At 69.8% G+C, this 12,212-nt stretch carries 6 protein-coding genes; 3 read left to right on the forward strand and 3 right to left on the reverse strand.

The genetic code is table 11. The features are described from left to right. The first annotated feature begins 71 nt into the window (after window positions 1-71). Entirely contained in the window at window positions 72-3,002 is a 2,931-nt protein-coding gene (locus ASE76_RS06375) for a hypothetical protein (RefSeq protein WP_156362546.1), read from the forward strand. A 51-nt stretch (window positions 3,003-3,053) separates the two neighbouring features. On the opposite strand, the gene otsA is transcribed toward ASE76_RS06375, so the two are convergent. The 3 genes from otsA to otsB are packed head-to-tail and all read right to left on the reverse strand — an operon-like array spanning window position 3,054 to window position 7,078. After that, the gene (otsA, locus tag ASE76_RS06380) at window positions 3,054-4,430 is read right to left on the reverse strand and encodes an alpha,alpha-trehalose-phosphate synthase (UDP-forming) (protein ID WP_055836528.1); all 1,377 of its coding nucleotides are present in this window, start codon (window positions 4,428-4,430) and stop codon (window positions 3,054-3,056) included. Then, window positions 4,427-6,286, reverse strand: coding sequence for a glycoside hydrolase family 15 protein (locus ASE76_RS06385; protein WP_055836530.1), 1,860 nt, complete (start codon window positions 6,284-6,286; stop codon window positions 4,427-4,429). The genes otsA and ASE76_RS06385 overlap by 4 nt, the downstream gene beginning before the upstream one ends. 24 nt (window positions 6,287-6,310) lie before the next feature. After that, entirely contained in the window at window positions 6,311-7,078 is a 768-nt protein-coding gene (gene otsB, locus ASE76_RS06390) for a trehalose-phosphatase (protein ID WP_055836532.1), read from the reverse strand. Between the two features lie 298 nt (window positions 7,079-7,376). On the opposite strand from otsB, the gene ASE76_RS06395 reads away from it, so the two are divergent. Together ASE76_RS06395 and ASE76_RS06400 are read left to right on the forward strand one after the other, a co-directional pair. Next, window positions 7,377-8,858, forward strand: a complete 1,482-nt coding sequence (locus tag ASE76_RS06395) for an MdtA/MuxA family multidrug efflux RND transporter periplasmic adaptor subunit (RefSeq protein WP_055836534.1) — start codon at window positions 7,377-7,379, stop codon at window positions 8,856-8,858. A gap of 42 nt (window positions 8,859-8,900) precedes the next feature. Beyond that, window positions 8,901-12,038, forward strand: a complete 3,138-nt coding sequence (locus ASE76_RS06400) for an MdtB/MuxB family multidrug efflux RND transporter permease subunit (protein ID WP_055836537.1) — start codon at window positions 8,901-8,903, stop codon at window positions 12,036-12,038. The last annotated feature ends 174 nt before the right edge of the window (window positions 12,039-12,212 follow it).

The following is a 12,212-nucleotide window of genomic DNA, read 5'->3' on the forward strand; positions in this document are numbered from 1 at the left end:
CAGGTCGACGCAAATTTGTGCAACGACACCTCGGCTACCATTGGCGAACATTTGCTTACTTCCTCGCGTCCGTGAATTCACCCCTCCATTTCTGCCTCGGCAAGGTTGCGACCATCACGCGCCTTCGTCTGCCGCTTCTGACCGGCTGCTTGTCGGTACTGCTGTCCATAACGGCCCATGCGGAGGGCAGCCGCAGCATCCATCCGACCGGCTATCCTGCAGCCGGCAAGCGGTCGAACCTCGATGACCAGGGCGGCGCGGGAAAATACGCGGATGTGGTCAATCGCCTGACTTTCCTCTACGTGTATGCACGCCAGGGCGAGCAGATCGTGCTGGGCAGCAGCAATCGCGCCAATGGAGGCGACGTGCTGGTGTACGACCCGCAGTCGTTCGGCACACCAGGCGACGAGACCGAACCAGGAACCGTCAACTTTCGTTGCAGCGTCGGCGGTATCGGCAGCTTCGGTGGCGGTGCCCTGGGTACCATCGCCAACCGTGCACAGGAGTTGGCAGGTCCCGGTGCCGCCAACGGAACGGTCTCGGGCAACCAGTTCGTACCCTGTGCCTACCAGGCGCCACGCGACGGCATCTACGGCGTCCATTTCACCAAATCCACCGGTGGAGGCGGACCCGACGCATCTGTCGATCCGCTCCAGACGGCCAGCAACAACTCCACGGCGGCGTGGGACGTATCGGTGCGCGCCGACGCCGCCAGCACGACCGACATCAACGGCCGGCTCTTCACCTACGCATGGAACGGGTTCACCGGCGGAAACGGCAATCCGATCTACCACACGTTCTACTACGTCACCTCCGACGGTTACCGCTATCGACAGGAGTTCCGCGGCACCGACCCCAATGGCTACACCCTCTATGCCAACAGCAAGGGCTTCATCGATGCCGGTTCGCCCCTCTACAAGGACGTGCGGGGTAGCAACGCCTATGCGGCGCGTGGTGCCAACCCGGCCAGCGGCATCGTGTCGCAGCCGGCGCAGTACCCGATATTCTTCAGCGACGTGACGCCCGGCGGCGCCAACGATGCCGCGGTGAGAATGGTGCTGGCGCAATTGGGTATTCCGGCTGTTCCGGCTGCACCTACGCTGCAATCGGTGAGCTTCACCGGCAATGTGGCCGGCTCGACTTCGTCACAAGGCGCGGGCGGCATGTTCGGCTTCACCACCACCAATACGTTGTCCTATCAGATCGTCATCAGCGCCGACGGCGTGGATTTCGATCCCGCGAAGACCACGAACCGAATCCTGACCGGAACCGCACTCGGCGGAACCCACAGCCGCTACTGGGACGGGCGCGACAACGCCGGTGCGGTTTTCCCCGCGTCGGCGGCGCCCTATCCCTACCGCGTGCTGGGGCGCAACGGCGAGGCTCATTTTCCCTTGGTCGATGCCGAATTTAATACCACCAGCGGGCCCACCATGACCCGCCTGAACGGCTCGGCAGCAGATCGCACTACCGTGTTCTACGACGACCGCGGCTACGTCACCTCCAACGGCACCGCCATCGGCGATCTCAATGGCAAGATCTGCGGCGCGGCCTATCCGCAGGCCTCGCCTGTGCCGGACCATTCGTTGGTGGGCCAGGATTCGCTGGCTACCTACCGCACCTGGACCGGTACCGGAAACGCGAATGCCGATTGTTCTGCGACCGGTTCGTTCGGCGACGCGAAGGCGCTCGACCTGTGGGTCTACCAGTTCACCTCCGCCGAGGCCAATACACTGACCATCGTCGCGCAGACCGCAGGTGTGGATGTCGGTACTGCAGCCTCGGTTGCCAACCAGGTGTATGCGGGCCAGACGGTCAATGGCAGCTTCGTGTTCCGCAACGATGGCGATGCGGCTGCAAACGGCGTGACCTACGCCGCAAGCTTGGGTGCGCCAGGCGGCTACTGCCCTGCGGCGGTCAATTTCAGCGCGGTTCCGCCGGGCGTCACGGTCGGCTACAACGCTGCGACCTGCGCATTGGCTTTCACCGGCATGCCGACGACACTGGCGGCCTCGAGCGGATTGCCGTTCAATTTCAGCTACGTTGCGCCGGCGACCGCCGGCACCGTCACCCTGACCACCGCGATTCAGGCGACCAACGAGAACAATGACCGCTCGAGCAACAGCGCGTCGGCGCAAACGCAGGTGATCCTGGCGGACGTGGCGACCGCCATCACCGGCATTCCCACGACCGTCGCCGCCGGCAGTGCGGTTAGCGCAACGGTGAGTTTCTCCAACCTCGGCGGTGGCACGGCCACTGGTGTGACTTATCGGCTGACGGTCGGAACTGCCGGAAGCTGCCCGGCCAACGCAAGCGTGTCCAACCTGCCGGCAGGTGCATCTGCGATGTACGACCCCAACAGCTGCGTCGTGGCGCTGTCGGGGATGCCGGCCAGTCTGGCGCCGAGCGCATCGGTTTCCATCGGTGTGGCCTACACGGCACCGCCCAGTGGCGGCACCGTGCCGATCTCGAGCGGCGTGACCACCCAGAGCCCGGAGTCGAGCACGCTCAACAACAGTGCCACCGTAACCACCACGGCTTCCGCCGCAGCCGTGGACATGCAGGCGGCGATCGCAGGCTTCGCGCCGGTCGCCGTGGGCGGCGCGGGCACCGGCACGGTGACCTGCACCAACGCCGGGCCCAGCCCCGCAGCGGCGGCGCAGTGCACTGTGGGCGGGCTGCCGCCGGGCGCCACCGTGTCCTGCGTTCCGGCCGCCCCCGCGGTGTTGGCAGTGAACGCTTCCATCGTCTGCACTGTGGGGTATACGATGCCGGCGGCCCCATTCACCGTTACCGGAACCGCAGGGGCCACGGAAAACGATCCTGTGGCCGCGAACAATGTCGTTTCGTTTAACGTGGCCGCCGCGGTACCGGGTGGCGCTGGCGGGCAGATTGCCTCGGTCCCGGTAGCGCCTTGGTGGCTGCTGGTCGGGCCGCTGGGATTCGCCGGCATGTGGCGACTGCGCAGGGTCCGCAAGGGCGAGGCTCGCAAACGCGCTTAGGTTCTTATCGTCACGGCCGCCTGTGCAGGCGACCATAAGCGATTCGATGGGTCAGCGCGCGCTCTCCAGCGCCGCCAGGAAGGTCCGCCGCCACCAGTGCACGTCGTGCTCGCGGATGCCGTGTAGCAGCTTCTGGTGCCGGTCGCGGCGCTCGTCCAGCGGCATCTGCAGCGCGCGCTGGATCACCTCGGCGGTGCCGTGCGCGTCGTAGGGGTTGACCAGCAGCGCGTCCTTCATCTGCTCGGCGGCGCCGGCGAAGCGCGACAGCACCAGAACGCCCGGATCCGCCGGGTCCTGGGCGGCGACGTATTCCTTGGCGACCAGGTTCATGCCGTCGCGCAGCGGCGTCACCAGGCCGACCGCGGCCGCGCGGCAGATGCCGGGAATGCGCTTGCGCGCCACGGTGCGGTGGATGTAGCGGATCGGCATCCAGTCGAGCTCGCCGTAGTCGCCGTTGATCGCGCCGCAGAGGCCCTCCAGCTCGATGCGGATGTCGTTGTACGCATCGACGCTCTCGCGGGTGGGCGAGGCGATCTGGATCAGCACCGCGCTGTCGCGGTTCTCGGGGTAGTTGGCCAGCAGCTCGCGGAAGGCCCGCACCCGGTGCGGTATGCCCTTGGAATAGTCGAGCCGGTCGACGCCGATCAACAGGCGCCGGCGGGCGTACTCCTCGCGCATCCGGTCGTAGGTGTCCCGTGCTTCCTTGGCATGGGTGAGGGCGGCGAACTCGTCCACGTCGATGCCGATCGGGAACGCCTGCGCCCGGATGGTGCTGCCGAAGGCGCGAAACATGTGGTCGCCCAGCACCTCGGCGCCCAGCTCGCTCTCGACATAGCGCGAGAAGTGGGTGGCGTCGGCCTCGCTCTGCAGGCCGACCACGTCGTAGGAGAACAGCGAGCGCATCAGCCACTCGTGCTGCGGGATCGCGGCCAGGATCAGCTGCGGCGGCAGCGGGATGTGCAGGAAGAAGCCGATCTTCTGCTTGCAGCCCATGGCGCGCAATTCGGCCGCCAGCGGGATCAGGTGGTAGTCGTGCACCCAGATGGTGTCGTCTTCCTTCAGGAGCGACATCAGCTTGCGGGCGAAGAGCTGGTTGACCCGGCGGTAGCCGGCGATGTGGTTGGCGTCGAAATGCGCCAGGTCCAGCCGGTAATGGAACACCGGCCACAGCACGCCGTTGCTGTAGCCCAGGTAGTAGTTGTCGTGGTCCTCGCGGCAGAGGTCGACCGTGGCCAGGGTCACCGCGCCGGCTTGCTGGCGGTGCAGCTCGCCCTCGCCGGGCGTGCCGCCTTCGACGATGTTGCCGCTCCAGCCGAACCACAGGCCGCCGGTGCGGTTGAGCGCCTCGCCCAGCGCCACCGCCAGCCCGCCGGCCGCGGCCTTGCGCGGATCGGCCAGCCGGTTGGAGACGACAACGAGACGGCTCATATCGCGCTGTCCCATGGGGCGGACAGGCGCACCGCGGCGTTGATGATGCCGACCATCGAGTAGGTCTGCGGGAAGTTGCCCCACATCTCCTGCGTGTCGGGATGCGTGTCCTCGCTCATCATGCCGAGGTGGTTGCGGGCGGCGAGCATCGTCTCGAAGATGCTGCGGGCCTCGTCCTTGCGGCCGATGCGGGCCAGCGCGTCGATCAGCCAGAAGGTGCAGATGTTGAACGCGGTCTCGGGCTTGCCGAAGTCGTCGGGCGCCTCGTAGCGGCGCATGTAGGGACCGTCGCAGAGCGAAGCCTGCATCGCCTCGACGGTGGAGACGAAACGCGGGTCCTTCGGGTCGATGATGCCCACCTCGGCCATCAGCAGCACGCTGGCGTCGAGGTCGGCGCCGCCGAAGCTCTCGGCGAAGGCCTGGCGCTCCTCGTTCCAGGATTTCTCGATGATCTCGGCCTGCATCCGGCGGGCGTGGCCGTGCCAGTAGTCGGCGCGCTCCGGCAGCGAGAGCGCGGTGGCGATCTTGGCCAGCCGGTCGCAGGCGGCCCAGCTCATCAGGGCCGACGAGGTGTGCACCCGGGCGCGGGTGCGCAGCTCCCACATGCCGGCGTCGGGCGTGCCGTAGACGCGGATCGCCTGCTCGCCGATCTTCTCCAGCTGGGCGAACTCGGCCTCGCCGGCGCGGTGCAGCAGCCGGTGGTCGTGGAAGGCCTGCGCCGCGCCGAGGACGATGTTGCCGTAGACATCGTGCTGGAAATGCTCCTGCGCCTGGTTGCCGACCCGCACCGGGCCCATGCCGCGGTAGCCGCCCAGGTGCTCGACGAAGGATTCGGGCAGCTGCTGCTCCATGCCGATGCCGTAGAGCGGCTGCACATGCTCGCCGCCGGCGGCGATCACCACGTTGCCCAGGTAGCGCAGGTAGTCCTCCATCGTGCCGACTTCGGAGAGGCTGTTGAGCGCCCGCACCACGAAGAACGCATCGCGCAGCCAGCAGTAGCGGTAGTCCCAGTTGCGCTGGCTGCCCGGCGCCTCGGGGATGCTGGTGGTCATCGCGGCGACGATGGCGCCGGTCTCCTCGTAGAGCGAGAGCTTGAGGGTGATCGCCGCGCGGATCACCGCGTCCTGCCACTCCAGCGGCACCGCCAGCCGCTGGCTCCACTTGCGCCAGTAGGCGATGGTCTCGCGCTCGAAGTGGCGCACCGTGTCGGCGATGCCGTCGTGCAGCGTCTCGTCGGCGCCCAGCATGAAGTGCAGGTCGCGGGTCAGCAGGAAGGGCGTCTTGGCCAGCACGTAGGCGATCGGCGCGTCGGTGTTGAGCCGCAGCGTCATGTCGCCGCCGACGTAGCGCACATGGTTGCTGCCGCGGGTGATGGTGGGCGTCTCGCGGCCCCAGTCGTAGCGCAGGTCCATCGCCACCCGCACCCTCGGCGCGCCGTGCAGCACACGCACCCGGCGCACCAGCGTCAGCGGCCGGAAGAAGCGGGAGCGCGCGAAGAAGCGCGGCGCCAGGTCGGTGATCTCCAGGCCGTTGCCCGCGGTGTCCCACAGCCGGGTGCGCAGCACCGCGGTATTGGGCTCGTACCACTGCTCGCTGCGCGCGAAGTCCTGGATCTCGATGCCGAAGGCGCTGGCCTCGTCGCCCGGCTGCAGCAGGGCGTTGAAGACCGGGTCGCCGTCGAAGCGCGGCATGCAGCACCAGACGATGCGGCCCCGCTTGTCCACCAGGCCGCTGAAGCCGCAATTGCCGATCAGGCCCAGCTGCAGCGATGCGGGCTCGGGCGGCGCGAAGCCGGCGGTGTTGTCCGTGTGCGGCGCGGCGGCATGGGCGGCGTGGGGGGCGGTGGCGTCGTGCATGGCGGGCTCTTCTTCAGATCGGTTTCAGGATTCGGCGGGCGACGGCGGTATCGACGCCTCGGCGGCGGCCAGGCTGGTGCGGGCGCTCGCCAGCCAGCCGCGCAGCGCGGCCGGGTTCTGGCAGCGGTAGCGGGCCTGCGTGGGCCCTTCGCCCACCTTGATGCCGATGCCGCCCAGGCCCTGCACCACGGCGAAGCCGGCCTCGTCTGTCACGTCGTCGCCGACGAAGATCGGCGTGCGGCCTTCGAAGGGCAGCGCCTGCATGAAGATGGCGATGGCACGGCCCTTGTCGACGTGGGCCGACTTGACCTCCAACACGCACTTGCCACGCAGCAGTTCCACGCCCGGCAGCGGGGCCACGGCGGCCTGCACCGCGGCCAGGCACAGCGCCTCCAAGTCGGGGGCGTGGCGGTAGTGCAGCGCGACCGAATGGGGCTTGCGCTCGACCAGCAGGCCGTGGTGGGTGGCGGCGAGCCGCTCCATCACGTCGAGCGCCGGGCCGAGCGCCGGCGGGGCGATGTCGGGGCCGGTGCCGTCGGGCAGGCGGAACTCAGCACCGTGCTCACCCGCGACCGGCAGCAGCAGCGGGCTCAGGAACCGGTCGACGTCCTCGACCCTGCGGCCGGTGACGATGGCGAGCGCACCGCCCAGATGCTGGCGCAGCGCGGCGATGGTGGTCACCAGGCCCGAGGGCACATGGACGGAATCCGGGGTGGGGGCGAGCTCGGCCAGGGTGCCGTCGAAGTCGAGGAAGAGGGCGGTCCCGGCAGTGACCGTGGGAAGCAATTGCATCGCGTGGGACCTTACCAGAGGGCTTGTACGGGTCGTGTCGGGGAAATATTCTGTTACGGCGCGCGGTGCCGGGCACCCTGCGCCGGGCGGTCTTCCGAGGTTGCCGGTGGACGGTGGGTAAATCCACGGTAAATCGCGCCGCGGGGCGCTACGCCGCCGCTGTTGCGCCGCGTAACATCCGGCCGGCCCCGCCCCGTTTTCGGCCTGCCGCCGCCTGCGGCCCGCCCGCACCTTGCCCATGCCCATGTCCTGCACCCGTCTCTCCTGGTTCCGGCCACGCTCGCGCCCCTCCCTTGCCTTGCCTGTACGGCATGCCCTGCGGGGACGGGTGCGGCCCGGCTGGCTGGTCGTGGCGGTGGTGCTGCTCTGCGCGGTGGCGGCGGCCGTCTGGTGGTGGCGCGGCCACGCGGCACGGCAGGCGGCGGCGCCGGCCGCCACCGGCGCGGCGGCAGGTCCGGGCGGCCGCCGCGCACCGGCTGCCCAGGTACAGCCTATCTCGGCCGACACGGTGCGGCGGCAAGACGTGCGGGTGCTGGTCAACGCGATCGGCACCGTGGCCGCGCGCAACACCGCGGTGGTGCGCGCCAAGGCCGACGGCGAGCTGAAGGCGATCCGTTTCAAGGAGGGCGACATGGTGCAGGCCGGCCAGTTGCTGGCCGAGATCGACCCGCGCAACTACCAGGCGGCCCTGGCCCAGGCGCAGGGCGCGCTGGCCCGCGACCAGGCGCTGCTGCGCAACGCCCAGCTCGACCTGCAGCGCTACCAGGACCTGCTGGCGCAGGACTCGATCGCCCGGCAGCAGGTCGACACCCAGGCCGCGCTGGTGCGCCAGACCCAGGGCACGGTGCAGACCGACCAGGCCCAGGTCGATGCCGCCAGGCTGCAGCTTTCCTACACCCGCGTCACCGCGCCCATCTCGGGCCGGCTGGGGCTGCGCCAGGCCGACCTGGGCAACGTGGTGCGGGCGGCCGACACCACCGGCATCGTCACCATCACCCAGGTGCAGCCGATCCACGCGCTGTTCTCGATCCCCGAGGCCAGCCTGCCGCGGGTCGTGGCCCGGCTGCGCGCCGGCGCCGCGATGCCGGTGGAGCTGTGGGACCGCGACCAGAAGACGCGGCTGGCCACCGGCCGGCTGGAGACGGTCGACAACGCGATCGACACCACCACCGGCACCATCAAGGCCAAGGCCACTTTCGCCAACACCGACGGCAGCCTGTTCCCCAACCAGTTCGCCAACGTGCGGCTGCAGGTCGACACGCTGCCGGGCGTGCTCACCGTGCCCACCACCGCAGTGCAGCGCGGCACCCAGGGCACCTATGTGTATGCGGTGAAGGACGACAGCACCGTGTCCCTGCGCAAGGTGCGTCTCGGCACCACCGACGGCGACCGGGTCAGCGTGCAGGGCGAGCTGCAGGAGGGCGAGCGGGTGGTCACCGACGGCGCCGACCGGCTGCGCGAGGGCGCGCAGGTGGCGGTGATCGCACCCGATGCGGCCGCCCGTGCCGACCAGGCGGTGCAGGAGTCGGCCCAGGGCCCGCGCGGCGGCCGGCGCAACCTGCCGCCCGAGCTGGCCGCCAAGGTGCAGGCGATGTCGCCCGAGGAGCGCCGCGCCTTCTTCCGCCAGATGCGCGAGCGCCAGCAGCAGGGCGCCGCGCCCGGCGGCCCCGGTGCGCCGGGCACGCCGGCCGCGGCGCCCGCGCCGGGCGGCGCCGCTGCACCGGCCACCGCCCCGGCCGGTTCGCCCGCCGCCGCACCGGCCGCCCCCGCCGCGCGCTAGGCGCCGCGCGCCTGTTTCCGCACCCGCACCGGCCTGCCGCCCATGAACCTGTCGCGCATCTTCATCCTGCGCCCGGTCGCCACCTCGCTGCTGATGGTGGCGGTGCTGATCGCGGGCATCCTGGCCTACCGGCTGCTGCCGCTGTCGGCCCTGCCCGAGGTGGACTACCCCACGATCCAGATCGTCACCCTCTACCCCGGCGCCAGCCCCGACGTGATGACCTCGGCCGTCACCGCGCCGCTGGAGCGCCAGTTCGGGCAGATGCCGGGGCTGTCGCAGATGTCGTCGACCAGCTCGGGCGGCGCGTCGGTGATCACGCTGCGCTTCGCGCTCGACGTGGGCCTGGACGTGGCCGAGCAGGAGGTGCAGGCGGCGATCAACGCCGGCAGCAACCTGCTGCCCGCCGACCTGCCGATGCCGCCGGTCTACAGCAAGGTCAATCCGGCCGATGCGCCGGTGCTCACGCTCGCGATCACCTCGCCCTCGCTGCCGGTGATCCGGGTGCACGACCTGGTCGAGAACCGGCTGGCGCCCAAGCTCTCGCAGGTGCCGGGCGTGGGGCTGGTGGCGATCGCGGGCGGCCGCCGGCCGGCGGTGCGCATCCAGGCCAGCCCGGTGGCCCTGGCCTCGGCCGGCATGACGCTCGACGACGTGCGCACCGCGATCGCCGCGGCCAACGTCAAGCAGGCCAAGGGCAGCTTCGACGGCCCGGCCCGCGCCTCGACCATCGACGCCAACGACCAGCTGCAGTCCGCCGCCGAGTACCGCAACCTGATCGTCGCCTACAAGAACGGCAACCCGATCCGGCTGCAGGACATCGCCGAGACGGTGGACGACGCCGAGAACACCCGCCTGGCCGCCTGGGCCGGGGTGGCGCCGGCGCCCGGCGCCGCCGCCACCGCCACCGGCACCGAAGGGCCGATTGCCAAGGCAGGGGTCATCCTCAACATCCGCCGCCAGCCCGGCGCCAACGTGATCGACACGGTCGACCGCATCAAGGCGCTGTTGCCGCAGCTGCAGGCGACGCTGCCCGCCTCGCTCGACGTGCAGGTGCTGACCGACCGCACCACCACCATCCGCGCCTCGGTGCGCGACACCCAGTTCGAGCTGCTGCTGGCGATCGCGCTGGTGGTGATGGTGATCTTCGTGTTCCTGCGCAGCGTTTCGGCCACGCTGATCCCGAGCGTCGCGGTGCCGCTGTCGCTGGTCGGCACCTTCGGGGTGATGTACCTCTGCGGCTTCTCGATCAACAACCTGACGCTGATGGCGCTGACCATCTCCACCGGCTTCGTGGTCGACGACGCGATCGTGATGATCGAGAACATCGCCCGCTACGTGGAGGCCGGCGAGACGCCGATGGCCGCCGCGCTCAAGGGCGCGCAGCAGATCGGCTTCACCATCGTCTCGCTCACCATCTCGCTGATCGCGGTGCTGATCCCGCTGCTCTTCATGGGCGACGTGGTGGGCCGGCTGTTCCACGAGTTCGCGATCACGATGGCGGTGGCGATCCTGGTGTCGATGGTGGTGTCGCTCACCTTGACGCCGATGCTCTGCGCCCGGTTGTTGAAGCACACGCCCGAGGAGAGCCACGGCCGGCTCTACCAGGCCACCGGCCGTTTCTTCGACCGCACCATCGCCCGCTACGGCCGCATGCTGAACTGGGTGCTCGATCGCAGCGGGCTCACGCTGCTGGTCTTCGCCGCGACGCTGGCGCTGACCGCGCTGCTGTATGTCGTCGTGCCCAAGGGCTTCTTCCCCGAGCAGGACACCGGCACGCTGCAGGCGACGACCGAGGCCGCGCAGTCGGTCTCCTTCGCGGCGATGAGCCAGCGTCAGCAGGCGCTGGTCGAGCGGCTGCTGCAGGACCCGGCGGTCAAGAGCGTCTCGTCCTTCATCGGGGTGGACGGCGCCAACACCACGCTCAACACCGGCCGTCTGCTGATCGACCTGCAGCCCAAGGCCCGGCGCGGCCCGGTGGCCGAAGTGCTGCGGCGGCTGTCCGCTGCCGCGCGGGACGTGCCCGGCATCGCCCTCTATGCGCAGCCGGTGCAGGACCTGACGATCGAGGACCGCGTCGCCCGCACCCAATACCAGTTCCTGCTGTCCTCGCCCGACATGGCGCAGCTGCAGTCCACCACCGCGCAGTTGCTGGAGCGCCTGCGCGGTTTGCCGCAGCTGGCCGATGTGGCCAGCGACCTGCAGAACGACGGCCTGCAGGCGTATGTGGAGATCGACCGCGCCCAGGCCGGCCGCCTGGGCGTGACGGTGGCGGGCATCGACACCGCGCTCTACAACGCCTTCGGCCAGCGGCTGATCTCGACCATCTTCACCCAGTCCAACCAGTACCGGGTGGTGCTGGAGGTGGCGCCGCAGTACAAGCTGGGCCCCGACGCGTTGGGCGCCATCTACGTGCCGAGCAGCCTGGGCGCGCCGGTGCCGCTGTCGTCGGTGGCCCGGGTGACCGAGCGGCCCACCGCGCTGGCCGTCAACCACGTCGGCCAGCTGCCCGCCGCGACCCTTTCGTTCAACACCGCGCCCGGCGTATCGCTCGGCCAGGCGGTCGAGGCGATCCAGCGGGAAGAGGCGGCGATGGAGCTGCCCCTGAGCGTGGAGACCCGGTTCCAGGGCGCGGCGCTGGCCTTCCAGGCGTCGCTGTCGAACACGCTGCTGCTGGTGCTGGCCGCGGTGGTGACGATGTACATCGTGCTCGGCGTGCTGTACGAAAGCACGATCCACCCGGTGACCATCCTCTCGACCCTGCCGTCGGCCGCGCTGGGCGCGCTGCTGGCGCTGTGGGTGGCGCGGCTCGACATCGACATCATCGCGATCATCGGCATCGTGCTGCTGATCGGCATCGTGAAGAAGAACGCGATCATGATGATCGACTTCGCGCTGGACGCCGAGCGCACCCAGGGCCTTGCGCCGCGCGAGGCGATCCACCAGGCGTGCCTGCTGCGGTTCCGGCCGATCCTGATGACGACGCTGGCCGCGTTGCTAGGGGCGTTGCCGCTGATGCTGGGCTCGGGGGTGGGGAGCGAGTTGCGGCATCCGCTGGGGGTGACGATGGTGGGGGGGCTGGTGGTGTCTCAGTTGTTGACGTTGTTCACGACGCCGGTGATCTATCTGGGGTTCGCGGGGGTGGCGGCGCGGTGGCGGGCGCGGSGGGGGGGGGTGCTTTGAAGCGTGCCGGGTGCCTGGCTTTTTCTTTCCTCGCGGAGAGGGCGCTTGGCTGTTCGCCAGGCTGCGCTGCCTTGCTCCCTCTCCCCCTGGGAGAGGGCGGGGGTGAGGGCCGCACCCGGCTTTTGTGTGTCGCTGCTGCTTGTCGCTGGGCTGCGGCTTTCGGGTCCGGAGGCG

Origin of the sequence: Xylophilus sp. Leaf220, assembly GCF_001421705.1 — a bacterium.
GTDB lineage: Bacteria > Pseudomonadota > Gammaproteobacteria > Burkholderiales > Burkholderiaceae_C > Xylophilus.